Source organism: Njordella calcicola (genome assembly GCF_056494125.1).
Map to the genome: position 1 here is coordinate 3,333,616 of NZ_CM151396.1, position 25,132 is coordinate 3,358,747.

The following is a 25,132-nucleotide window of genomic DNA, read 5'->3' on the forward strand; positions in this document are numbered from 1 at the left end:
TCGAAATTGCGTACGAGCGCGACTTAGCCGCCAGAATCGCTACAATTAGAACTGAGATTTGAACTGCTAGCATCCAAGCTTACATCGTCAGAACGATTTGGATGCGAAAGTGTGTGTCACCTTCCCTTTTGTCCTCGCCCAATCCCTCCCCATCCCACCTTACCTAACTGGATTGCTCTATGAACTCAATTTCCCGCCGTAACACTCTAAAAGCTGGTCTGATTTGTTCCTTGATGCCGCAATACTTTGCCAGTCGCGATGCGTTGGCTCAAGAGGCAAAAAATCCTTATGCTGATGGCGTGCTCAAAGATGGACAGCCACCATTGCCAGAAGATGGCTCGTTCACCATCGCAGTGCTGCCAGATACCCAGAACTACAGCGAAAAGTTTCCGGACCAGTATTTTGCGCAGACAAAGTGGATCGTCGAACAATCGCAACGGCGCAAGATCGCTTGTGTGCTCCACTTGGGAGATGTGACCAATCGGAACTCTGACGCTGAATGGCAGAATGCGATTACCGCGATGAACACACTGGACGGACAAGTCCCTTACTTTATGGTCCCAGGAAATCACGATTACAGCGCTGGCGGCGTTTGTAATGATCGCTCCTGCGGGTTGACTAACGCTTTTCCGGTGGCCAAGTTTCGGGAACTCCCGACCTTTGGTGGAACCTATGACCGCGAACCCGAGCGACTTGAAAACTCTTTCCATCGCTTTGTGGCCAGCGGACGGAACTATTTGTCGTTGTGTCTGGAGTTTGGCCCGCGCAAGGATGTCGTCCGTTGGGCGAACGAAGTTGCCGCTCAGCATAAGGACCACGCCATCATTCTGTCGACGCACGCGTTTATCTATCACGATGACACACGTTACGACTGGCAGTTGCATGGCGAAAAGCAATCCTGGAATCCACACAGCTATGGGATCGCGAAAACAACCAAGGGTGACGTTTGTGACGGCGAAGAATTGTGGAAAGGTTTAATAAGCAAGCATGAGAACTTCATCCTGACGCTCAATGGCCACGTATTGGGAGATGGCTTGGGACGCGTGGTCACGCAGACGCCAGCCCAGCGAAATGTAGAGCAACTGCTGGTGAACTTTCAGATGCGACCGCAGGGCGGCGATGGTTGGCTGCGATTGTTAGAGTTCAAGGCAGATGGTAAGCACGTGCAGACTTACGATTATTCGCCGACGCGTGACCAACGCAACGAGTCCGCACAGAATCAGTTCCAGTTTACCGTGGGTTAAGGGCTGCAGGACGTGTGGCGTGGTATGCGTCATGATTGGATCGTCATTTAACCGCGTGCTCAACGGGCCGCGTTACTACCGCTGTACACATCCAACGCGGGGCGATGCCCAACGCGGTTAAACGACAGAGCAGCAGCAGCCTAGCAGTTCGTTGCTGCATAATGCAAACGCTACGACGCAAACCCTACGACTTAATCCGAAAATCGCTGTTGTTCATCTGCTGCAAGCAAGCCATGTCAGTCAAGTTGAAATTCAACGGAGTCACTGTCACTGCGCCGTACCACAAGGCCTCCACATCAGTCTCCTTGGCTCCGGAAGGCGGTGGTGGTAAATCGCCGCTAACCCAGTAATAATCACGACCTTTAGGGTCTTGGCGTTTCAAATAGCGATCGTTGTGACTGTCTGTCCCCATTGGCACGCAATGCACCTCAATCGGCTCACCCTTGCGAAACTTCTTGGTTACCGATGTTGGTATGTTAACGTTCAACAAATGATCCTTTGCCGCTTTACTCGCTAACAATTGTGGGATCAACTGCACCGCGATCTGAGCGGCTGCGTCGAAGTCCGCTTTCGGATCGAACTCTAATGAAACCGCAATGCTTGGTCGTCGAAAAAAAGCGCCTTCGATCGCTGCGGCTACGGTGCCTGAGTACAACACGTTGATGCCTGCGTTCAGTCCGCCGTTGATTCCGCTGACTACCAAGTCGACTGGTTCGGCAATCAACTCAGTTAAACCCAGCTTCACGCAATCAGCGGGCGAACCATCGACGGCCCACCCCCTAAATCGCTCTCCATCAAACGCTTTCTTGCATGTCAGCGGTGTTAAATACGTGATTGAATGCCCCACACCGCTTTGTTCGGTTGCGGGTGCCACTACTGTTACGTTCGCAATGGTCCTTAATTGTTGCTCCATCGCGGCCAACCCGGGCGCGTAGATTCCATCATCGTTGGCAAGCAGTACGTTCAGCATCGATTTTATCTTTTGATTCCAAAAAGGTTCTTTTCCAAAGGCGACAAGTGTACCGAACGCCAGCGTTTCTGCGAGTCGTCTTCGTGGCAGTGACTTTTGTGCGGCCAAAGGTGCGATACTTCTTGCCAGACGGCTAACCGTTACAGCCATTGTGAATAATTGGAGATTTCTGCCCTCAATTCGCGAGCAAGACTTGTTCAACACCCAAACGAATGTTATCGTCGATCGACGATACAGCAGTTTCCTTCGTCGCGGGGTACGCAAGCTCATCTCATGGATGATGCGGCATGCGTGTCCTGTGCAGAACCACACCGGAACACAATGACAACACGGCAAGCCTCCGCACATTCCCTCAGTTTTTATCCAGAACTTCAAGCTTACTTGGCTCAGGGGCTGAGCGAGTTTCACCTGATTGACGATCAGCGAAAGTCGGATTTAATGCGGGTGGCGCAGTACATTGTTCAATGTGAATCGGAGCAGAGGCCAGCGAAGCTGACCTTTATTTGCACTCATAATTCACGTCGCAGTCATTTATCGCAAGTCTGGGCGCAGGTTGCTGCGGATTACTTTCATGTGAATCATGTGGAAACTTATTCGGGCGGCACCGAAGCAACTGCCTTCAATCCGCGCGCAGTGGCTGCTTTGCAACGTGCAGGACTGAACGTTCAAGCGCAAGATGCGACGGCATCCAATCCGATCTACGAAGTGAAAACGCACGAAGCCGCGAAGCCTCAGTTGTGCTTTTCCAAAGTGTACGATGGAGCGCCGAATCCGACCAAAGCTTATTGTGCCATCATGACATGTTCACAAGCGGATGACGCTTGTCCGTTGGTAATGGGCTGCGACTTACGCATGCCGATTCGGTATGAGGATCCGAAGATTGCAGACGATACCGATCAAGAGGTAACGTTGTATGACGAACGTTCGCGTCAGATCTGTCGCGAGATGTTGTACATGATGTCGATATCTCTGGCATAGCGGCGGCGAACGACAGAACAACCTATCGGGTCCGAGTGCGCTGCTGGAATCGCACTTTGCACGCTTCTACCGCGTTGACTAAACGTTCAACTTCGTCGCTCGTGTTATAAAGATAGAACGTCGCCCGCGCACTGGCAGAAATCCCCAGTCGTTCATGCAAAGGCATCGTGCAGTGATGGCCGGGCCGTACCGCAACGCCATGTTGATCCAAGATCTGAGCGACATCATGTGCGTGAATTTTATCCAATACAAAACTGATGATGCCAGCGCGATGCTGGAGCGCAGGGCCCAGGATCGTGAGCCCTTCAATCGCAGAGAGTCGCTGGTAAGCGATTTTCGTCAGTTGTTGTTCGTGCGCTTCAATATTCGGCAGTCCAACTTGGTGTAGGTAGTCAACTGCGGCGGCTAGCCCAACGGCCTCTACAATAGGGGGCGTGCCAGCTTCAAACTTTGAAGGAACAAGGCCCGCTGTAAATCCCGACTCGCTGACGATATCGATCATTCCACCGCCGCCTAAGAATGGGTCCATGGCATCTAGCAACTCCGCTTTGCCATACAATACGCCAATGCCGGATGGGCCAAGCATTTTGTGACCAGAGAAGACAAGGAAATCGCAGTCCCATTCGATCACGTCCAGCGCATGGTGCGGGGCTGCCTGAGCAGCATCGACCAGGACCAGCGTTCCAACCGCATGCGCTCGCTCAATGATCGACTTGATAGGATTGATCGTTCCCAGAACATTGCTGACAGCGGTAACTGCCAGTAGCTTGGGGCGCTGAGCAAGTTTTAGGTTCAGGTCTTGTTCGTCCAGCAAGCCATCTTCAGTAATTTTTACAAACTCCACTTTGGTACCGACCGCGTCTCGAAGCTGAAACCATGGGACGATATTCGCATGATGTTCCATCTGTGTCGTCAAGATCGTGTCGTTGGCGTTGGTAAACTTTCGTCCCCAACCATGAGCGACCAAATTGATCGCGGCTGTGCAACCCGCGGTGAAGATAATCTGTTCGCTGCTGGGCGAATTGAGGAAGCTAGCAAGCTTGGCGCGAGCACTTTCGTATCGGTCTGTCGCAGCTTCCGACAAGTAGTGGATTCCGCGATGGACGTTTGAATAAGCGTGCTGATAGCAATCGTGCATCGCCTGCAAGACTTGCTGGGGATGTTGCGTACTTGCCCCGTTGTCCAGGTAGGCAATTGGCAGCCCGCTGGGATGTGCGACATCGAGAAACGCAAAATCGCGACGCAAAATCTCAACGTCGATCGGGCTTTTTGTCAGAGTAGTCATAATTCGTCGAAGGAGGTGCTGTAGTTGGCTTGTCTGTTCTATGGTAGCCGAAGTATTCGTTTGGTGAAAGTTTGGCAGTGAATCTGTGGAGCTAACCGTAACCGGGAGTTCAATTCAACAATTGGGGAAAATCAGCCGGGTCGCCATGTAGGCAACTTGCGTCTTGACGTTGTTTAGTTCAAAATCAAGACGCTAGCGGCCACTTAAGGGCGTAACCACGTTGCTGCTATAAACAATGCTGTCCTACACGGCAGGTTCGGTTGGCGTCACAAAACGAACTCCGACGCGCTTCCCAACGGACCAGCATTGCCCCCACCTTCACGAGTTTACTCGCATTATCTTCTACCGCGGAACACGTATGCACAGCCCTCTAGATAATCATTTAACGATGGCAACTTTCCAATTTTCTCTGGTCGCTCGACGGGCGGCACTTGCGCTTTTTTTCGGATCGATTTGCCTTCCAGCGCTGGCACAGCAAGAAACGAAAGCCATTAAACCAGCTTACCAATCCCCGCTGGTCAATACGACGACCTCTCGGCATCAGGTCGACATCGATTTGTCGATCGCGGGTGCAAAGAAGTTGTTCTTGGTCGTTCGCGATGGTGGCGACGGGTTCGCATGTGATTGGGCGGATTGGGTGAATCCAATCTTGGTGCTAAATGATGGCCAACAGCAAAAGCTGACCGATTTAAAGTGGGTTCGTGCGGAAAGCGGCTGGGGACGCGTGAACGTCAATCGCAACGCAGCCGGTGGGCCGTTGATGATTCGCAATCAGCGCTTCGAGAATGGAATCGGAACACATGCCAATAGCGTGATCGAATATGACCTGCCGCCTGGCGTCAAAACCTTCCAAGCGATTGCAGGCTTGGACTTCGGCGGCACATCGCAGCAAAATGGCAACGTCACCTCGGTGCAGTTCATGATCTTCTTGGACCAACTGCCTGCCAACTTGGGAGCCGTGGCTACGCCTGCGTCGGAGCAACGTAAACCGGAGAATGCGGTTGCTGGCTTGGATGCCCATCCTGAAGTGGTCGTTCAATTGGCAGCGTCGGAACCAACTCTGAAGAGCTTAACAAATATTGATATTGATCATCGTGGTCGAGTTTGGGCTTGTGAAGTGGTCAACTACCGCCGCCATCGCGATGACCGACCCGAAGGCGACCGCATCTTAATTTTGGAAGATACCAATCAGGATGGAGTGATGGATTCATCCAAGGTGTTTTATCAAGGGCGAGATATCGATTCCGCGCTGGGGATTTGTGTATTAGGCAACCGCGTGTTGGTAAGTGCAGCCCCTTATATCATTGAATTCATTGACGAAGATGGTGACGATATCCCTGACCGCAAGACAGCGGTGTTTACCAAGACGGGTGAGCCGCAGCATGACCACAGTGTACATAGCTTCGTCGTTGGCCCGGATTATCGGCTGTACTTTAATTATGGGAACACAGGCCATCAGATCTGCGATCAAGATGGGCAACCGTTCCGTGATCCTTGGGGCCGAGTGATCAATGATTCTGGCAAGCCATATCGTCAAGGGATGGCGTTTCGTTGCAACTTGGATTTTAGCAACATGGAAGTGGTCGGACACAACTTCCGCAATAACTATGAACTCGCCGTCGATTCCTTCGGTTCCATTTGGCAATCGGATAACGACGATGACGGCAATCGGGCCACACGCATCAACTTTGTGATGGAGTACGGAAACTATGGTTACACCGATGAAGTGACCGGTGATTCGTGGCAGAAATTTCGTACGAATATGGAAAAAGATATTCCTTCGCGGCACTGGCATTTGAATGATCCTGGCGTTGTGCCCACGATGTTGATTACAGGTGCGGGCTCTCCGACCGGCATCATGGTTTACGAAGGCGAATTGTTGCCCGCTGGATTCCGTAATCAGGTGATTCACTGTGACGCCGGCCCCAATGTCGTGCGTGCTTATCCAACTCAGCGTGATGGCGCAGGCTATTCAGCGTCCATTTTAAACTTGGTAGAAGGTTCACGCGACAAGTGGTTCCGCCCTGCGGATGTGTGTGTGGCACCGGACGGCAGTGTCTTTATCAGCGACTGGTATGATCCAGGCGTGGGCGGACATTTGATGGAAGACACCGAACGCGGTCGATTATTCCGTGTAGCGCCGCCCGGAAGCAAATACTCAATTCCCCAGTACGACTTGAAGACAGTCGCGGGTGCGGTCGCTGCGTTGGCAAATCCAAATCAGTCTGTTCGCTATTTGGCGATGCAAGCGTTGGCTGGATTTGGTTCACAAGCGGAAGGGCCATTGGCAAAGGTCTTGCAAGAGTCAGCCGACCACCGTCTAGCGGCGCGAGCACTTTGGGCTTTGTCTCGCATCGAAACGGTTGGTGCAAGATACATCCAGCAGGCACTAACGAGCGATAGCTCCGATCTACGAATCACTGCTATTCGTACGGCTCGGGCTATGAAGTTAGACCGCAAGTTGTATATCGACACCATGTTGAAAGATACCGATGTGCAAGTGCGACGTGAGTTGTGCGTTGCGTTGCGTGAAGACGCTTCGCCGGAAATGCCGCGGCGTTGGTTGGCTTTGGCCAATCAATATGATGGGCGGGACCGCTGGATGTTAGAAGCGTTGGGGATTGCGGCCATGGATCGATGGGATGAGTGCTTGGACTTGTTTGTCGAACAGCACAAGCTGGAGCCTTCGAATCCAAAGGTGGCTGATATTATATGGCGAAGTCGAGGTGCAAAGACAAGTCAATGGATTGCCAAGATGCTGCAGGACGAATCGATCGCTAGCGAGCAGATCGACCCAATGTTCCGGGCACTTGATTTCCAGAGCAACGAAGCCAAATCGCAGGCGCTGCAGCAACTGCTGGAGTTCGCTGCAAGTGACCGCATCGTCACCGAAGCGGCTTTGCGGATGAGCGATACTGGCAAAGTAATGTCAGTTCCCAAGGTTGCTGGGGCTGTGAAGCGTTATGTCAGTTCGCTAGGCAACAGCCCAGCGGCACTCACCATCGTTGAGAAGCTGAACATGGTTGGCATGGAAGCCGAACTGGTATCTATGGCGCTTGGTTTGGGTGCAACGTCCGATGGCGTCAAAGCGATTGACCTTGCATTGAAGCAGAATGCCGCCTCAGCGATCGAGGCGATGGTCCTGGTGCCCGAAGAACAAGCCGATGCACCCAAAAAGCAGCAAGCACTGGCCTTGGCCAAGCTGCTGTCGTTGAGCAATCGCGGCGATGCAAGCCAACTTCTCCGAAAAGCTTTGGAGCAACCTGGAATTGATTCGTCGATTCGGATCGTCGCAGCAACGGGTTTGGCTCGTAAGGCCGAAGGCCAACGGTACTTGCTGGATCTTGCTGTCGCGAAAAAGCTTCCTGCGGATGCAAGCACGATGGTCGCTGGCACTTTACGGTCTTCACAAGATGCTGCGATCGCGAAAAAGGCGTCGGAGCTCTTTCCCGCTTTAGCATCCGCGGGGCGGCCTTTAGCGCCAATCGACCAGCTTGCCGAGATGCGCGGCGATTGGCAAGCTGGAAAGAAGGCATTCGATTCGGTTGCCACGTGCGCTCAATGTCATGTTGTCCGCGGAGGTGGAAAGAACGTGGGGCCAGACCTTTCCGAGATTGGCGACAAGCTGACGCGTGAAGCGATGCTGGTTGCGATTGTGAATCCTAGCGCAGGAATCTCGCACAATTATGAAGCGTACTCGGTGCTGACCAGCGACGACGAAGTCATTACGGGGCTGCTGGTCAGCAAGAATGACAACGAAGTTATTTTGAAAGACAAAGACGGTATCGAACGCAAGTTTGCGATGGAGAACGTTGAAGCATTTAAGAAGCTAGAAACGTCTTTGATGCCCAACAACTTGCAAGACTTGGTCGATCAGCAAGGTTTGGTCGACATCGTGGAATACATGACTACTTTAAAGAAGCAGTAGGATTGATGAATCATATCAAAAGCGGGTTGTCGTCAGCATGCGGTCGCTTGGCAATCGCAATGGTCTGCGTTGCATGTTGCGTGATCGCTCGCGGAGATGATTTCCCAGCGATCTACAATTCCGAACCTGATGCCACTTTGATGCCTATGGAAGCGGAACTAGCGGCGGCTTCGATGCGGGTGCCCGACGGTTTCCGCGTCAACGTCTTTGCAGCGGAACCGGACGTGCAGAATCCGATCGCTTCTACGTGGGATCTGCAAGGGCGATTGTGGGTGGCAGAGAATTATACGTACGCTGAACAGTCGCAGCGATTTGATCTTAACTTGCGAGATCGTGTCGTCATCCTGCAAGACACAACCGGCGATGGCCGCGCGGATGTTCGTAAGGTCTTTACGGATCAAGTCCAGATGCTGACTAGTGTAGAAGTTGGCCATGATGGCATCTGGCTGATGTGCCCTCCAAGCTTGCTGTTTATTCCTGACCGCAATCATGATGATGTGCCCGATGGTCCGGCAGAGGTGGTGCTGGATGGCTTTGAGGTTGCCAAGGAAAACTATCACAACTTTGCCAATGGATTGCGATTGGGGCCTGACGGTTGGCTGTATGGTCGCTGCGGTGGGTCGTGTCCTGGCCGCATTGGAGTGCCTGGAGCCAGTGAAGCTCAGCGAGTGCCACTGGAGGGCGGAATTTGGCGATTTCATTTGTCCGACAAACGTTTTGAAGTCCTCTCGCATGGAACCACCAATCCTTGGGGCCACGACTGGAACGAACAAGGCCAAGCGTTCTTTATCAATACCGTGAACGGCCATTTATGGCATGTGATTCCCGGCGCCCATTTTGTTCGCCCGTTCACATTAGATCCCAATACGAAAACGTATGAGCAAATCGATATGCATGCGGACCATTGGCATTTCGATACCGGCAAGAAATGGCAAGATTCTCGAGACGGAGCGGCGGATGATTTTGGCGGTGGGCATGCCCATACTGGTATGATGATCTATCTGGGAGGCAGTTGGCCAAAAGAGTATGGGAACAACTTGTTTACATTGAACTTTCATGGTCGGCGGGCCAATCGTGAGATACTGAATCGACATGGCAGCGGCTATCTGGCATCGCATGCACCTGACATTTGTTTTGCAACCGACAAATTTTTTCGCGGTACCGAGTTAAGCTACGGTCCTGATGGAGCAGTGTACATTCTCGATTGGAGCGATACGGGGGAATGCCATGAGCACAACGGAGTGCATCGAACTAGCGGGCGAGTTTTTCGCGTGAGCTATGGCGACTCGTTGGATTCTGACAACAGGCCGCACGTGGCAATGGTCAATAACATGTCAATCGATCAACTGATTGATTGTCATCGTTCGCCGAATGAGTGGTATGTTCGACAAGCTCGCAAACGATTGGCAAGTGCTGGCGACCAGAAAGCATTGCAACTGGCTCATATCCAGCAATTGCAAACTTGGTCAAAGGGAGCTGATGAAACGCTTGCTTGTCGAGCGATGCTTACCTTGCAAGTGATGGGACAAGCGGAGGACGAATTTCTTGGTGAACAATTGCATCATGCGAATGAGCATGTACGAGTGTTGGCTTTACAAGCGTTGACCGAAGGCTGGCAAATCGACGATATCTTTAGCCAGCGGCAGCAGCGGTGGGATGACAGGCTGGCGTATCAGCAACAGGTGCAACGCTGGATGCCAAGGTTCGTCCAGCAGGCCCAGCAGGATGCAAGCGGACTGGTTCGGCTAACGCTGGCCTCGACATTGCAGCGTTTGCCGGTGAAGCAGCGATTGGAATTGGCTTTGGCCCTTATGACTCATGAGGCTGATGGCGAGGATCATAACTTGCCGTTGATGGTTTGGTACGGCTTGATACCGGTAACCCAGTCGGCTCCTTTGACCTTGGCTGAAGCGGTACCGCAGATGAAATGGCCGAAGGTCCAGCGATTTGTGGTGCGACGTTTAGCCGAGCAACTTGATTCGAACCCTGCCGGTATCGATCGAATCGTTGCTGCCTTAGCGAAGTTGCCTGAGCAGTCGCAAGTGAATGTTTTGAGGGGCCTGCAAGATGGATTGAAGGGATGGCAATCCGCGGCCAAGCCAGAAGCTTGGGATGTGTTTGTGGCTAGTGTTGCAGCCAAACCCGACAAGGATCTAGAAGCGGCAATACGCGACCTGAGTGTGTTGTTTGGCGATGGATTGGCGATGGAACAGATACGGCAGTTGGTGTTGGATCCGGGCACTGAAATTGGCTTGAGGCAATCGGCGTTAGAGACGTTGGTGCGCAGTAAAGCTGAGGGGTTGCGTGAGATTTGCGAAGCGTTATTGCCGGAGACCCGTATCAATGTAATTGCGGCCCAAGGACTAGCGGCATTTGACGACCCAGATATTGCGAGACAACTTGTTCGGCGTTATCGCTACTTTCGTGCTCCGGAGCGTCCGAAAGTGATATCGATTTTGACCTCGCGGGTTTCGTTTGCGAAAGTTTTGGTCGATAGTTTGGCGAATCAGCAGATCCCAATGGGAGATGTGTCTGCTTACGATGCGCGGCAATTGATTTCGCTGGGAGATACCGAACTTACAAGGTCGTTGACCGAGGTTTGGGGAGAAATCCGTGACAGTTCCGAGGAGAAAGTCCAGCGGATTGCGTCGTTGAAGGAGCAGCTTACGGAAGACGTGCTATCGCATGCCGATCGTTCGCAGGGACGCTTGGTGTTTCAAAAGAATTGCAGCAAATGCCATCGCATGTTTGGAGAGGGCGAAAGGATCGGGCCAGATTTGACGGGCTCGGACCGCTCAAACTTGGACTATTTGCTATACAACATCATTGACCCTAGTAACGTCGTATCGAAAGATTATCGGATGTCGATTGTGATGACCCAAGACGATCGAGTGTTGAATGGGTTGATTGTGAGTCGCTCCGAGAAAACGCTTACATTACAAACGCAAACGGAGCTTCTGACAATTGCACTGGAGGATATAGCGGAGATTAAGCAAACGACGCTTTCGCCAATGCCAGACGGGATTTTCGACACGCTGACGCATGGGGAAATAGTCGATTTGATATCGTATTTGCAGGGGCCGACGCAGGTGCAGTTGCCGCAAAAATAGCACAGGCACTCTCCGAGTGCCGTGAGTAACGTAGTTGCCTTTGTTACGGCCCACGGAGTGTGCCTACTACCTTACGGCCCACGGAGTGTGCCTACTACTGGGAGCGAGGGGGCTGAGCAGAACAGTCCCAGAGGTCGCACAGTTGCTATAATCCGAACAAACCAGCCGATTCGGCAGGTTCGCCGATCGGTGGCAAACTTCCGTAGCGACAAAATCGGCGGGTTGGGCTAGAATTTTAACCATTCATTCTTTTTATAGCCCTCAATGGATTGAGGGATTTCTGTTACCTTTTAGACGACCGCGACACACAATATGTTACAATTCCCGTTCTGAGCCATTACCGAACAACCGCTCATTTGACCGACCGCTGCACGCGTTTTGAAACATGGGAAACGCGAAGGATTGCGGCCCACGGTTACTTGAAAGCAACGAAAAGCTTCGTTGAACGGTTTTGCTTTTTACGCGACCGTAGGCAGCCGAAATTCAAACCCCTTTTTCTCGTCGATTTGAACCAAGATGAATGCTGAACGCGAAGTGCTAAACCAAATACCCAACCAAACCAACCCGTTGTTGATGGAAGCCCTTCAGCAAAAGACGGACCGGGTCGACGCGCTGCTGACAGCGTGGCGATGGAAATGGTTGATTCTTTTAGGTTTGCTGTTGGGTGTCGCGATCGGCTATTTGATCGTCATTCAGTTAGCTCCACAGTACACCTCGTACGCGATGGTGCAAATATTGACGCCAAATCAGAAAAGTGCCACGAGTGCTCAGTTGGATTTGGGTGAATCCGCGATGTCGGAAACGCGGCAAGACGAGATACGAATTATGCGTGGCACCCGCGTGATTGAAAATGCGATCAAAATGGGTCGCTTGGATCAGCATCAAATCTTCACGGGCAAATCGCCAGCCGATATCTTCGCATGGATTGTCGACGAGTCGCGTTTGAACATTATACCTGGGACGAAAGAAGCCAAGACCGACTTGATCGATCTGACGTTCGAGTGCGAGGATAAAGAGTTCAGTGCAGAAGTGTTGCAAGCGATCCTAGCGGGCTACGAAAAGTACTTGCAGGATGTTTATACCGACCGCGGTGGTGAAGTTTTCGACAAGCTGGCTGAGTATCGCGACCAGTACGACGATCGTTATCGCAAGGTCAAAGAGCAGTACATCAAACGTGTAAGCTCCGGCAACATTGTTTGGGCGAACGAAGAACTGCGTAACCCGTACGCTCAAGCTTTGGACGATATCACCAAGAAGATTACGGAGCTGACTTCCGAGGCGGATCACATCGACGCAGTGATGAATCAGGTTAGTGAAGCGATGAAGGCGAACCGTTCAGCAGAAAGCTTGCTGACTTTGCTGGGTAAAGAGCTTGGGCAGATGGAGCGAGCGCGATTTGAAACGACGCTGGAAGCGATCCAGAAGAACGAGGAATTGTATGGTTCGAAAAACTCGCAAGTGACCATGCTTAAAAACTTGATCTTGGAAAAGGATATCGAAAAAGACAAGATGACCCGTATGTTTGGTTTAAAGCACCGAACCGTAGTCTCAATTGACGCAGAGATCTCCAAGCTGAAGCAAGAACTGGAGAACGCTCAAAAAGGCGAGGAAGAACGCAAGGTAAAACTCCAAGAAGACTTGATGGCGAACTTCAGCGGTGCTCAGACGCCCGAAGAGCGATTGTCGATCGCGATTGCTTCGATGCAAGAAACACGTCAGTCGCTTGTCACCGAACTCAGGATGTTGGCTACACGAGCGGCAGAGCAACGGCAATTGAGCATGGAACTGCAAGCGCAATTGGCTGAAGTCGAAATCTTAAAGAAAGAAATGGACTTGTTCGAAGAGAACGCGACGGAATTGAAGAAGTCTTTGGAGAGCTTGCGGATTGGCTCAGACTACAATCGCAAACGTATGGTGCGGCATACGGAGCCTGGCATTGGTGAGCGAACCGGGCCTAGCTATCTGAAGTTTTTGGGATTAGGCGGTTTGCTGGGCGGTGCCATGTTCTTTGGGCTTGCCTATCTGCTCGAGATGGCGGATCGCTCGTACCGTTCCCCAGATGAAATCCTGCGATCGTTGAATGTACCGGTGCTTGGTCACATCCCGATTTTCGAAGTGGACCGACGTGAACTGCGCGACGAAAATGTCGACGGATCAGTGGTCACGCTTCATAAACCGCAATCGAATACCAGTGAATGTTATCGCGGAATTCGGACTTCGCTGTTCTTTGCCAATAAAAAGGATACGACGCGTGTCATTCAAGTGACCAGTCCGTTGCCCGGTGATGGGAAAAGTACGTTGGCGTGTAATATCGCCGTGTCGCTTGCACAATCGGGACGCAAAGTGCTCTTGGTTGACTGTGACCTTCGCCGACCTCGTGGAGCGAAGATTTTTGGAGTGAAAGATGACCTTGGTTTAAGTTCTTGCTTGGCCAGCGACGTTAAAGTTGCGGAGGCAGTTAAAGAAACGGCCGTGGAAGGCTTGTCGGTCTTATCCAGTGGACCGCGGGTTGCAAATCCATCGGAGTTGTTGGTCTCGCCTGAGTTTGAAGCACTGCTGGCTGAACTACGACGAACGTATGAGTTCGTCATCATCGATACACCGCCCATGTTGTCGGTAAGTGACCCGGCAAGTGTGGCCCCAATGATGGATGCCGTGATTCTGACAATGCGGTTGCGACGCAATAGTCGCCCAATTGCGGAACAAGCAAAGAATATCCTTGATTCCGTCGATGCGAGGATCGTGGGCATTGTGATCAACGGCGTGGATCAAAAGAACAATTATGGATACGGCGGTTATCGCTATGACACATCCGGCATGGCAGGTTACTCCTATGCGAACAAGAGTTACGGCTACGGCGGTTCTGGAAAAGTATACGGGGACGAGCAGATGCAAAGTTTTGCACGTCCGCGAGCTGAAAGAACTGAGCGAACTAACCGCAGTTAGCGGGCTGTTGATTTAGTGACTGTCGCCTTTCGCCTCGCGAAAGTGCGATCCCCTAACGCACTTTTGCGGAGCAAAAGGCGACCATGTTTTGCCGAATCGGATTGAATCAACAGTCCGCTAGCATGCGGTTGCGATTACCTCTCGTCAGTCATACCACGCCATCGGAGTGTCTTGGCGTGGTATAGTTTGGTGCCATCGAGTATTCGCCATCGAGTATTCGCCACCGAGTATTCGCTTGGTTAACGTCCCGTGATTGACTCCACGGCGATCTCGGCGGCTAAGCTACACTTGGCAAAGCTGTCTACCACACTTTGACAAAGTGGAAGACAGGTGGGAAATCGTCTGACTTCCAATCGGTCAGATCTTCTTTCAGACCGAGCTTAGCTATCTTTGCGGCATTCTCTCTTGTTGGATGCTTGATGCGAGTGATTGGCTAACGATAAAAATTCTGGTGTCAACGTACTAGTCATCAAAAATCATTTTCGTATGATCCTGCATGTAGCAATCGAGCAGGCGAGATTTGTCTTGTAGCCTGTATGCTCAGTCGAACTCTTTACGAACTGAACCATGAATCGATATCCGAACACTCGATCCAGCGCTGCTTGCTTCTTTGCATTTCAATGGCTCTTGATACTGATCGCAATGCCTATGACCGCATACAGCGACGAAGGAATGTGGCTGTTCACACACCTTCCCCGCGAGCAATTAGCAGCCCGCTATCAATTTGAAATTACCGATCAGTGGGCTCAACATGTGCAAATGAGTTCGGTGCGGTTCAACAGTGGTGGTTCTGCGTCATTCGTATCATCGGATGGGTTGGTGCTGACCAATCATCATGTGGCTGCTGATACTTTGTTTAAACTTTCAAGCCAAGATGCGAACTTGTATGAGCAAGGTTTTCTAGCAAAGTCGCTTGAACTTGAGATCCCTGCTCCTGACCTGGAACTGAACCAGTTGGTCTCTATCGAAGACGTCACACAGCGCGTAAAAGAGGCTGTTCAAGACGGCTTAGATGCGGCGGGTGCGGCTGCCGCGCGTCGAGCGGTAATCGCGGATATCGAGGAGGAAAGCAATAAGGCGACTGGTCTGCGTTCCAACGTGGTTACCCTGTATGGTGGTGGGCAATATCATCTTTATCGCTTTAAGAAATACACAGATGTGCGTTTAGTGTGGGCACCGGAAGCGGCGGCTGCTTTCTTCGGTGGCGATGCGGATAACTTCGAGTATCCACGTTACTGTTTGGACGTAACGTTGTTTCGGGTCTACGAAGATGGAAAACCAGCTAAAATTGATCATTTTCTTAGGACGGATCCGCAAGGTGCCATGGATGGCGATTTAATCTTTGTATCGGGGAATCCCGGTCGTACGCGTCGTATTTACACCGTCGATGCGTTGAAGTTTCAGCGGGATGTCGCACTGCCTCGCAGTCTAGATCTATTGCGTCGCAAAGAGGTCTTGCTGCAGCAGTACGCGCTTAACGGACCCGAGCAAGATCGACGCAGCCGCGACGACCTGTTTGGTATCCAGAATTCTCGCAAAGCGTACTCTGGCATGCTGGCCGGTCTTCAGGATCCTGCTTTCTTTGAACGCAAGATTGCGAGCGAGAATGCGATGCGATCCGCGATTGCAACAGACGCGAAACTTGCCAGTTTGGATGAGGCTTGGTCGCAAATACAATCGGTCGTGCAACAGCGAAACGCACTAGTCAAGCAAAGCGGATCGATGCGAAGTCGCTTGTATGGATTGGCGGAAACCATTGTGCTTTTGGTTCAAGAAGATCAAAAGCCTAACAATGAACGGCTAGAAAGTTTTCGTGAAAGCAATCGGGAGTCCTTGCTTCAGGAACTGTATTCGCCAGCACCTCTGTATGAAGACCTTGAAAGGATGGAGTTAGCCGACGAGCTGGCGCGCATGATGGAAGATCGTGGCGGCAGCGATCCCATCGTGCTACAACTTCTGGCTGGCCAATCGCCTCGGGCAAGGGCTGCGGAAGTGATTGCAAAGACCAAGCTATTTGAAGTGGAGGCACGCAAGCAAATGGTTGGCAGCGGATTGGATGCGGTCACGAGTTCACAAGACGCAATGATTCAGCTAGCGTTGATGTTGAATCCGGAATATCGTCGCTTGGAAGCGGTGAACAAGGAGATTGGTGAACTAGAAAAGCAAGCTTATGGCAAGATTGCGCAAGCCAAGTTCGCGATTGAAGGCGATGCGGTTTATCCCGACGCGACCTTTACGCTGCGGTTAGCTTTCGGTGCTGTGAAAGGATATGAAGAAGACGGCGAAACGATTGCTGCTCATACCACGATGGGTGATGCGTTTGAGCACGAAGCGTTGCATGGCAAGAAGGACCCATGGGTTCTGCCGGAAAGCTGGCATCAGGTTCGCGGTGCCATCAAGTCTGATACGCCTTATAATTTTGTGTGTACCGCGGACATCATTGGCGGGAATAGTGGTTCGCCGGTGGTCGGTCGAGACGGATCGATTGTGGGCATCATTTTTGATGGCAACATCCATTCGTTAACGGCGGATTATTACTATTCAGAGGATCCTTCGCGAGCGGTTGCTGTTCATATTGCTGCGGTGTTGGAAGCGTTGCGAAAGATCTACGGTGCTGACAGTCTCGCCGATTCGTTGGGCAAGTAGCAGCAACACTCCGAGTGCCGTCTTAAAGGTAGTAGGCACACTCCGAGTGCCCTAACGAATGGTTCTTGCCACGGCACACGGAGTGTGCCTGCTGCCCTGACAGCGTGGCGATATCGCTCGCGTTGCGGGCGCTTGCGAGCGATATCGCGCATACTGCAGCGATGCACGATTCCTGGGCGAGCCAGCCAATAGAATTTATCGCTCATATCTCCTAGCAAATTCTGCTACCAAACGCCCTAAGTGATGCAAACCGAGAATCTAGGCACAGGGATTGCGATCGCTATCGTTATCTTACGGAAACCGTTGCGACGGTATTTTTGATTTGCTTTTTAGGGACCTCAAGATGATTCACCAAGTCAGCGGAGACATACTTCTAACCCAAGCGGCTGCGATTGCGCATGGAGTTTCTCCAGACGATCACTTTAATCAAGGCTTAGCTTTAGCTTTACGCGAGCAATGGCCTTCAATGGCCAAAGACTTCCGCCATTGGGCTCACAATCAACATCCCAAGCCCGGCACGGTATGGATTTGGAGTGGAGTTGGTGGTGCTCGAATTATCTGTCTGGTGACACAAGACGTAAGTGCTCACAATCATTCGCACTCGAGTAGCTCTCGCACGGAGTACGTGAACCACGCGTTAAAAGAATTGCGTAAGCTTATCGAGAAAGAAGAATTAGCGAGTATCGCGTTACCCAAGCTTGCCACTGGTGCAGGTGGTTTGGCTTGGGATGAAGTCCTACCGTTGATCAAGCATCACTTGGGTGATTTGCAGATCCCGGTCTATGTGTACAGCGAGTATCACAAGGGAGTTGCGGCCCAAGAGTTGGCAACGACCGCACATTAAGCCAGCGAACTGCTCTTTTGAAAATGTTACAGAACCCCCATCAACGAGGTTGGAAAACCTCGCTGATGGTATTGCCTCCAAAGGGTCAGACGCCTTTACCAGCAGAGCAAATTTTAGAACTTCTCCGTCAACAGCTTTTGGTCAACCAGCCATTCCCGCATTCGGGCTGGCCACTGGCCAACGGCTGTTTTGGCATTTGGACGGTATCCAAACCCATGGCCCACTCCAGAGTAGATATGCAATTCGCATGGCACCTTGGCAGCTTTGTATTTTAAGTACAGTTGTGCCATACCTTCGGAAATATCAGGCCGATCGTTCTCTCCCAAAGCAATGAATGCGGGAGGCATCCCCGATTCGACGCTATAGCGATGAGAGCGACCGGGATAGATGAGCACTTGGAAGTCGGGACGGCTACTGAATCGTTCTACTGCATCGGCTGAATTCGCATCGCCATTGTCAGATTGCATTGCGGCCAGTGCAGCTAGCTCTCCACCTGCGGAAAAGCCAAGTATTCCAATGCGAGTAGGTTCGATGTTCCACTGCGCCGCTTTGCTTCGTACCAAGCGAATCGATCGCCGAGTGTCCAGCATGGCGTGGTCGTCGACCGTGTACTTGGAGCCTTCTTCTTCGGCTAATCGATACCTCAAGACAAACGCGGCGATGCCATGATCGGCCAGCCATTGCCCTAAATCATCGCCCTCATGGCCAAGGCACAACATGCGATGTCCACCACCAGGAGCGATGATCACTGCGGTGCCAGTGGCTTTGTCAGGCGTTGGTAAATACGGAGTGATCGAGGGATTATGCACATTCGTGACGTTGCAGCGACCTTTGGCAGAATCGTCCACGTTCTCAGCTTCGTTCATCCTTGCTTCGAATCCCGGCGCGCCCTTATCCCATAAGTAGATGCGATCCGGTTGCTCGGCGGCGAATAAGCAGTTGCTGACAAACGTAACCAATAACAAAAACGTCCATCGAATTGGATGCATCATAATTCCCCCGAGTATGACAAAGGAAACGGCGTACTACTGCGCCGTTGAAACTGCATACAGTGTATTCGAAGATCGGATGTAGAGGGCAGAACCACCCGCAGCCGATGACGCCCAAAACCGAGAATTATTTTCAACTGGCAGCTTGTTCACTCTCACCAAATCCAATTTGTCGCTTGGTTTGATGACGAAAGTTTGACCATTCTCGTCGGGGCAATAGACCATGCCGTTGTAGGCCCAAGGAGATGCCCAAAACGCACCCGCTTGTGGCAATCGCTCTTCGAATAATTTTGTACCAGTCTTCGCATCAACGCAAATGATCTGTCCTCCGCGTCCGCCAAGCAGGTAGACTTTGTTATCGATCACCAGCGGCGAGGAGCGTTGCGGACCGAAGGCTGTTGAACTCCATAGAATTCCGTCTGCGCCAGCGGCTATGTTCAGATCGCCCGTCGCGCCTGCTTTGACGGCTACCATCCCGGCACCTTGTCGTCCTTGATTGCCGACGACTAATATTTCCTTGTTGCCAGAGGGAGTGGAACTGACACCGCCGGCTGGCAGGGAAGCCTGCCACAGCAAAGTCCCGTCGGCTGGGTCATAGGATCGTACTGTTTTACCAGATGTTACCAGCTCGGTCCGTACCGCATTCTTCCAAATGATAGGTGACCCCCAATTCGATTTTTCATCGCGGCTGGCTCGCCATCGTTCTTCACCAGTGGCGACATCCATAGCGACCAGAAAGGATGCCTCTTCATTGTCGACCTGCAAGTAAACCAGTCCATTGTGGATAATGGGCGAACTGGACGTGCCCCACTCGTTCTGCATCTTGTAGCTCCCGAGATCCTTCTTCCAAAGCTCATTGCCGTCCAAGTCATAGCAAACGACGCCCATCATGCCAAAGTACGCCACAATGTGACTGCCGTCGGTAGCTGGTGTTTCCGATGCATATGTGTTGTCGCGGTGTGTTCCCAACCTGGGCTTGGAATTGATCGCAACTTTGGACCACAGGATTTTCCCTGAGCTGGCTTCGAGGCAATGTAGAGTCCACTGGTGTTCGGAGTCCTTGTTCTTTTGGCCTGCAGAGACGGCGGTGGTGACGTACAATCGATCCCCAATCACAATCGGTGCCGACCAACCTTCACCTGGGATCTCTGTTTTCCATTGAATGTTGGAGGTCTCGTTCCATTCTTCTGGAATCTTGACATCCTCGATAATCCCGCTGCTATTGGGGCCGCGGAACTGCGTCCAATCTGCGGCGATAGCGAGTGAACTGGAAAAGCTGAGAGCGACGGCTAGACAAGCGGTGGGCTTCAATTGCATGCGTTGAGATCCTAAGTAAAACGAAATAGACGGTCCAATGTTCGGCGCTTCATATGGTAGGCAGCGGGAAAGCTAGCCTAAATATCGATCCGCAGCGCGACAACGGGCGTTCGCGCTGTGATTTTGCGTTAAACGGAATGTAAACATTGCTCGAGCGACGAAGTTTCGCGGGCTAAGGAGCAATCTTTCGCTCGGTAACGTGATATTGCTGCGATTCAGGATTCAATTCCAAATGAAAGGGAGCGTCGACTTGGTCGCTTTTGGCCTCTTGAGAATCTAGGACGGCGGACATCGAGGCGGCGTTTAGTGGCGATTGGCTGGGGCTGGTTGCATCCAGCACAAAGAACCGTTGCACATCGTCTTTGATGGCTAACTGAATTAACAAATAGTTTCGGACTAACGGATAAGGTCTTAGCTCCAGGTCGCTGGCCTTGAGAAAATGGTCATAATGCTGTTTGTCGGAGAATCCAAAAATAGCTGAACGCAGCTTTCCCGCTTCGTCCGGCGCAAGCGGAGGGCCCAGTGCTGTGTTGTCTTGTAGAAGGAGGTAGCGGGGCAGGCTAGTTGATAAAGAGTTCATTGTCTAATCCTCGTTGAGTTGGCTTGGTTTTTGCGCCGGGGTTGAATTTGATTTGCGGAAAGTTCGTTTTCGACTTCCATTGACCATCGCGAATCGCAGCCGCGATGGCAGGTTGCAATTCCGCATCAGCTTGGACCAGCAATGCTTGATTCTCGACGACTTTGGCAGCCATCTCTTGAGTAAAAGCGATCGCTTGAGCACGTCGTATTTCGGCTTGAGCTTGTGCGATTCGTGTATTGGCATGGGCCTGATCGATCTGCAGTCTCGCGCCGATGTTATCGCCAACGTTAATATTGGCGATGTCGATAGATACGATGGCATAAGCGGTATTGGCGTCCAAGCCACGCTCCATCACGATCTTTGAAATTTGAGCGGGCTTCATGAGCACATCCATATGGGTGGCCGCTGAGCCGATCGCTGTGATGATGCCTTGGCCAACACGCGCGATGATTGTTTCTTCGGTAGCGCCGCCAATCAGTTGGTCAAGATTGGTGCGTACCGTAACCTGCGCACAAACCTTTAACTCCACACCGTTCTTTGCGACGGCGCTAAGCATCGACTTGGCGTGCTCGCTTTCAACGGGGCATCGTATGACACGCGGCGAGATGCTGGTTTGCACAGCCAACAGTACGTCACGACCTGCTAAATCGATTGCTGCTGCGCGATCATAGTCCAGATCGATACCAGCTCGTTTCGCCGCGATGATCGCTTGCACCACGCGCATAATGTTCCCACCCGCAAGTGAATGAGAAAGCAGACGCGCGGTACTCATACCACCTTCATGACGATCGATCCGCAAGCCTGCTTGTCGCACCATGACCTTTGCATTGACGATCGTGCCTTGATCGATGCGCAGAAGGCTCATAACAATCAAGCTGGCCATGCTGACTTCCGCGCCGCAGGAATAGGCTTGGATCCAGTAAGCGCCCCACTTCGCAAAAACGACCAAGAGACCCAACAGTACGATGCTGCCGACGATTAGTGCAGCCCAAGCTGTTTGCTGCCAGCTAGGCATCCATAATCCAAATAAAAGATAAAACATCGTCGCCTTCCTATGTCAGGCCGACTCTTCCGCTTACCAAGGAAACGAATGTCCTCGATACAGCACCCTCCATCCAGTCTCAGTCTGCCTTCTTGCGACTGCTGGAGTCTTTGCCGTTGTTTACTGTTTTCGCAGAACGCGCGGCTGTCGATTTGCTGCGTTTACGTGGCTCTGATTTTTCGAGCGCTAGAGTTTCGCAGCGTTCTTTCACCGAAGGAAATGGCATGCCACCTGGGAGCTCATACCGTTCTGCACGTACAAACCAAAATGCCAGCCCACCTGAGTTATGAGCTGCGTTGGGCGTCGTTTTATCGGTAGCACGCACACCCAGTGAACCTTTGCGACCCGACTTCTGCCAGCCGCGCTCTTCCATCACGATACGCACGACAACTCCGATCGCTTGGCGAAAACGAGTATTGCGGCGTGGCTGCGGTTGACGCAGAAAGCTTTCGATTTCAGGAACAGACTCTAGCTCGCGTACAACGCCTGAGAGCGGCGCGCGATCATGATGCAGTTCCGCTTCATCCATGCGTCGTTGTCGATGCTCTTCGCTGAAGAACTCAAGAATATGAGCGAAGGGTTGTTGTGCGTCATTGACTACGTCGCTGAATGTCTTGCCTTGCGAATCCGCTAAGAACTTCGCGGATGATATTGTGAACTTAACCATACGTTTGACTGCCTTTCAGGCCGACGTGTGCTACAGGTGCAGAAGTTGCACTTGCATGCAGTGTAGGGTAGTCTCGCGAAATAAGGTCACAATTCGGCGTGTAATGCCAATTAAGAGCAAATAAAGTGACACCGGTAGGGTTTGCCATCATCCGCCCTTGCATTTATTCTCGCTACGATTGCTGCCCTATTAGCCCCATTTGCGAAACCAAGCCTAGTGACAGCCGCCAAGTTGCGTGCACCTAGTGAAGCTAGCGAATTTTTTGACTAGGGCATCGAAAGCGTCCTACTTCAAATCCTCGTTTGGCCACATGCTTCGTCTTCCGGCCAGCAGTGCGCGACCGCCACAATCGAAAAGAAGAGGGGCGGAGCTCACGCCGCATCAAGTGAATGACCTCGCCAGGAGTGATCAGGAACTGGCGTTGGATCGCATCAAAACTTGTGCGATCTTCCCAAGCCATTTGAATGATTCGATCGATTTGCGTTTCAGTGAGCGTGTCTATTAAAGTCCGCTTCATCCAATACTCCCACTCAGTTGCCGACTAGCTACCATGCGAAAGACCGCAATTGCCGCCCCCCATTAACTCCGCTACCGCGCAGCAAACCAGATCGCTGAAGTTCGTAGACCCTACTTCAGGCGGAAGTCAGGACGCCAAGCACAAATCCAACCCTACATCCACAAGCTCACTGAATTGCCAGCGTGCATGAAGAGTCAACCTTATGAAGCAAAACAAGGAGAATTTGCCGCAAAAGGCCTGTATCCATTGTTCTCGTCCGTTCACGTGGCGAAAGAAGTGGGCCAAAGTGTGGGAGCAAGTGCGGTACTGCAGCCAGCGATGTCGGCGAGAGGCCCACAGGCGCAGCATCAGGACTTGAACTGGAAAAACGAGAAAAAAATATCGATCGCCGATTGGCGTGACCGAACGTGTCACGGCAGTGCTGATAATATTTCTGTTGGTTCGCGGCAGGCCAACTATTGCAAACTGCCGCAACAGTCCAATGCAAGGAAGAACGCAAGATGCTTATACTAACGCGCAAAGCAGGAGAGAAACTTCTCATTGATGGCAATGTTACTGTCGAAGTCATCAAGATCCAAGGGAACCGTATCACGATTGGAATCGAAGCTCCGTCCAAAGTGAAAATCTGGCGTGGCGAATTGAACGAACGAACGACTAGTTCACAGACCATCGAGCTTGAGCTTGACGATAGCATGTTGGTCTCCTGTTAGGCAATCGCTCGAGCTTGGAGTACCGTACGACGGAATTCCAAGTCCGTCGATACTTCAACGGACAAAGATGTCCGTTGGTACATTTATTCCGAGCATTTGCCTTAGCGAACGTAGCCGCAGGCATTTTGTGGTGCAACGCATCTTCCACTGTTGATATCCAGAAACTCCTGGAGTGGACCTTGTTCAAGGTCGACTCTCAATCGCGATAGCGTTCCATTCCTAGCGGAGCAGCTCGAGTTGCTCGGTGTAAGATTTGGTACTTATTGGAGATACCGGCCGGTTTTCGGTGTGCCAATTCGATTGCAAATGAGCCAAGAGGAACGGAAGTAAGTGTTGAGGCCAATTACGCTTGATACCGTCCACCGTAGAACGACATACTCGATGGTAAGTTCATTGCATGTTATCCATCAAGACACCCACAAGTCCGAAATTGATGACCACCGCTAGGCAAACGAGCCAAGATTGTTTAATGGGTTCGATGATGATTGACATTGGTCGATATGCAGGTGAAATCCGATGACGAATTTTCCCACAGTCAAACAACAGTTGTCCGAGATAGTATGGCGCGTGGTAGGTGTAATAGAATGAGACGAACACAATGCCAAAAATTGCAGTTAGCGCAATCAGCCCGAGCGCTCCATCGGAGTCTCGCGCTGCCTGGTGTATTGATTGCTCAACTTGTTCGTCGAACTGTTTATCAAAGTCGGTATCTCCTGGCTTAGCAGTGGTAATGGTAGCAGCGACTTTAACCATTTGCTTGCAGTCGATAACGGGAACGGTTATTAGCCAAAGGGACAGAAGCGACAAGAAGGTTAGATATGCCAGACAGCCTGATAGAATAAGCACAATCCCATAGCTTTGAAAACCATTGCTCCAAAATATGGCAACATAAACGGCAAATGTGATCATCGATATGCATATCGAGGAAATGGCAATAAGCCGTGGATGTCTAGTCCTTCTCAGCCAATCACCGCCGCGCTGTGAAAGCAAGATCCGCATGTTGTCACGGTAGTACGACATCCAATTTCAACGATCGTCCAGTTCGAACAAGCTTTAATTCCGTAGCGTCCAGACGGCTTCCACAAACGCCTGCAGAAGCATCGCTACGATTTTGAGTTGTTAAGGATCTATAATCGATTGCGACTTGCCACTGGAAGCCATCGCGACCTTTTGCGCACCAACCATTTGATAATATCAAACACTTGAGCACGCGGGTAGTTGCTCAATTAAAAGCTTCCAACAGAAGCAGTGTGGCTGTAGTTAACAGTAGCCATACCGACGAACCGCACAATGCTGCCGGCATAAAAAGTCTTCGCCCTCCAACGAGAAATCCAATCGCTCCGCAAACTAGAAACCCTG

At 51.6% G+C, this 25,132-nt stretch carries 18 protein-coding genes; 9 read left to right on the forward strand and 9 right to left on the reverse strand.

Going from position 1 to position 25,132, the window contains the following annotated elements:
• Window positions 1–179: 179 nt before the first annotated feature.
• Window positions 180–1,244, forward strand: a complete 1,065-nt coding sequence (locus SH302x_RS12645) for a metallophosphoesterase (protein ID WP_479369044.1) — start codon at window positions 180–182, stop codon at window positions 1,242–1,244.
• Window positions 1,245–1,428: 184 nt separating this feature from the next.
• On the opposite strand, the gene surE is transcribed toward SH302x_RS12645, so the two are convergent.
• A complete protein-coding gene (gene surE, locus SH302x_RS12650; RefSeq protein ID WP_479369045.1) occupies window positions 1,429–2,214 on the reverse strand; it encodes a 5'/3'-nucleotidase SurE in 786 nt (261 codons plus the stop codon).
• A gap of 321 nt (window positions 2,215–2,535) precedes the next feature.
• On the opposite strand from surE, the gene SH302x_RS12655 reads away from it, so the two are divergent.
• Complete coding sequence (locus tag SH302x_RS12655) at window positions 2,536–3,192, forward strand: arsenate reductase/protein-tyrosine-phosphatase family protein (RefSeq protein ID WP_479369046.1); 657 nt, start codon at window positions 2,536–2,538, stop codon at window positions 3,190–3,192.
• 22 nt (window positions 3,193–3,214) lie between these two features.
• Here SH302x_RS12655 and SH302x_RS12660 read toward each other — a convergent pair whose 3' ends face one another.
• The gene (locus SH302x_RS12660) at window positions 3,215–4,477 is read right to left on the reverse strand and encodes an aminotransferase class V-fold PLP-dependent enzyme (RefSeq protein WP_479369047.1); all 1,263 of its coding nucleotides are present in this window, start codon (window positions 4,475–4,477) and stop codon (window positions 3,215–3,217) included.
• 388 nt (window positions 4,478–4,865) lie between these two features.
• Between SH302x_RS12660 and SH302x_RS12665 the strand changes: the two genes are divergently transcribed.
• The 5 genes from SH302x_RS12665 to SH302x_RS12685 all read left to right on the forward strand — a co-directional run bounded on the left by SH302x_RS12665 (window position 4,866) and on the right by SH302x_RS12685 (window position 17,951).
• Window positions 4,866–8,405: a PVC-type heme-binding CxxCH protein gene (locus SH302x_RS12665; RefSeq protein ID WP_479369048.1), complete on the forward strand. Its 3,540-nt coding sequence runs from the start codon at window positions 4,866–4,868 to the stop codon at window positions 8,403–8,405.
• A gap of 5 nt (window positions 8,406–8,410) precedes the next feature.
• On the forward strand, window positions 8,411–11,515 hold the full coding sequence (locus SH302x_RS12670) for a PVC-type heme-binding CxxCH protein (RefSeq protein ID WP_479369049.1): 3,105 nt from the start codon (window positions 8,411–8,413) through the stop codon (window positions 11,513–11,515).
• 516 nt (window positions 11,516–12,031) lie between these two features.
• A complete protein-coding gene (locus SH302x_RS12675) occupies window positions 12,032–14,461 on the forward strand; it encodes a polysaccharide biosynthesis tyrosine autokinase (protein WP_479369050.1) in 2,430 nt (809 codons plus the stop codon).
• Between the two features lie 567 nt (window positions 14,462–15,028).
• On the forward strand, window positions 15,029–17,107 hold the full coding sequence (locus SH302x_RS12680) for a S46 family peptidase (protein ID WP_479369051.1): 2,079 nt from the start codon (window positions 15,029–15,031) through the stop codon (window positions 17,105–17,107).
• Window positions 17,108–17,450: 343 nt separating this feature from the next.
• On the forward strand, window positions 17,451–17,951 hold the full coding sequence (locus tag SH302x_RS12685) for a macro domain-containing protein (RefSeq protein ID WP_479369052.1): 501 nt from the start codon (window positions 17,451–17,453) through the stop codon (window positions 17,949–17,951).
• 113 nt (window positions 17,952–18,064) lie between these two features.
• Here SH302x_RS12685 and SH302x_RS12690 read toward each other — a convergent pair whose 3' ends face one another.
• From SH302x_RS12690 to SH302x_RS12715, 6 genes are all read right to left on the reverse strand, one after another.
• Window positions 18,065–18,943 (reverse strand): alpha/beta hydrolase, encoded by an 879-nt coding sequence (locus SH302x_RS12690; protein WP_479369053.1) that lies wholly within the window; start codon window positions 18,941–18,943, stop codon window positions 18,065–18,067.
• 33 nt (window positions 18,944–18,976) lie between these two features.
• Window positions 18,977–20,257 (reverse strand): outer membrane protein assembly factor BamB family protein, encoded by a 1,281-nt coding sequence (locus tag SH302x_RS12695; RefSeq protein ID WP_479369054.1) that lies wholly within the window; start codon window positions 20,255–20,257, stop codon window positions 18,977–18,979.
• A 172-nt stretch (window positions 20,258–20,429) separates the two neighbouring features.
• Window positions 20,430–20,837 carry a hypothetical protein gene (locus SH302x_RS12700; RefSeq protein ID WP_479369055.1) on the reverse strand — a complete coding sequence of 136 codons (408 nt, stop codon included), beginning with the start codon at window positions 20,835–20,837 and terminating at the stop codon, window positions 20,430–20,432.
• Entirely contained in the window at window positions 20,818–21,879 is a 1,062-nt protein-coding gene (locus SH302x_RS12705) for a flotillin-like FloA family protein (RefSeq protein WP_479369056.1), read from the reverse strand. The genes SH302x_RS12700 and SH302x_RS12705 overlap by 20 nt, the downstream gene beginning before the upstream one ends.
• 79 nt (window positions 21,880–21,958) lie before the next feature.
• Window positions 21,959–22,546 (reverse strand): hypothetical protein, encoded by a 588-nt coding sequence (locus SH302x_RS12710; protein WP_479369057.1) that lies wholly within the window; start codon window positions 22,544–22,546, stop codon window positions 21,959–21,961.
• A gap of 250 nt (window positions 22,547–22,796) precedes the next feature.
• A complete protein-coding gene (locus SH302x_RS12715; protein WP_479369058.1) occupies window positions 22,797–23,063 on the reverse strand; it encodes a TIGR03643 family protein in 267 nt (88 codons plus the stop codon).
• Between the two features lie 186 nt (window positions 23,064–23,249).
• Here SH302x_RS12715 and SH302x_RS12720 point away from each other — a divergent pair, with 186 nt between their 5' ends.
• The gene (locus tag SH302x_RS12720; protein WP_479369059.1) at window positions 23,250–23,576 is read left to right on the forward strand and encodes a hypothetical protein; all 327 of its coding nucleotides are present in this window, start codon (window positions 23,250–23,252) and stop codon (window positions 23,574–23,576) included.
• A complete protein-coding gene (locus SH302x_RS12725; RefSeq protein WP_479369060.1) occupies window positions 23,564–23,773 on the forward strand; it encodes a carbon storage regulator in 210 nt (69 codons plus the stop codon). Before SH302x_RS12720 ends, SH302x_RS12725 begins: the two co-directional genes overlap by 13 nt.
• A gap of 390 nt (window positions 23,774–24,163) precedes the next feature.
• Here the strand turns inward: SH302x_RS12725 and SH302x_RS12730 are convergent, their stop codons facing one another.
• A complete protein-coding gene (locus tag SH302x_RS12730; RefSeq protein ID WP_479369061.1) occupies window positions 24,164–24,682 on the reverse strand; it encodes a hypothetical protein in 519 nt (172 codons plus the stop codon).
• Window positions 24,683–25,132 lie beyond the last annotated feature (450 nt).